General features: G+C 66.6%; 1 protein-coding gene. It reads right to left on the minus strand.

Features of this window, described 5'->3' with window-relative positions; all coding sequences use genetic code 11:
* Positions 1-196: 196 nt before the first annotated feature.
* On the minus strand, positions 197-635 hold a 439-nt coding region (locus PV419_RS52995; protein WP_319701266.1), incomplete at its 5' end, for a cbb3-type cytochrome c oxidase subunit I.

Genomic DNA, 635 nt, shown 5'->3' on the forward strand with positions numbered 1-635 from the left:
CGGGCTTCCCTCGTCACTGCTCGCTCCTCCGTCGCTGCGCGGCTCCTCAGTCCAGCCCGCGCAGCGCACCAAGACACGCACCCCTCCCCCCGCTCAGTCTTGCCGCGCTCCAACACGCGGGCTTCCCTCGTCACTGCTCGCTCCTCCGTCGCTGCGCGGCTCCTCAGTCCAGCCCGCGCAGCGCACCAAGACACGCTCATGCCACCGGCTCCCGCTCGGCGATCTCGGGGTGGTGCAGGTCGAACGCCGGGGATTCGGAGCGGATCCGGGGCAGCGAGGTGAAGTTGTGCCGCGGCGGCGGGCAGGAGGTCGCCCACTCCAGCGAGCGGCCGTAGCCCCACGGGTCGTCGACCTCGATCTTCTTGCCGTACTTGGCGGTCTTCCAGATGTTGTAGAAGAACGGCAGGATCGACAGGCCGAGCACGAAGGAGAAGATCGTCGAGACGGTGTTCAGCGTGGTGAAGCCGTCGGCGGCGAGATAGTCCGGGATCCTGCGGATCATCCCTTCCGTTCCCAACCAGTGCTGGACCAGGAAGGTGCCGTGGAAGCCGATGAACAGCGTCCAGAAGGTGATCTTGCCCAGGCGCTCGTCGAGCATCTTGCCGGTGAACTTCGGCCACCAGAAGTGGAATCCG

This window comes from Streptomyces sp. ME19-01-6, assembly GCF_033793745.1.
In the GTDB taxonomy this organism is placed as follows: domain Bacteria; phylum Actinomycetota; class Actinomycetes; order Streptomycetales; family Streptomycetaceae; genus Streptomyces.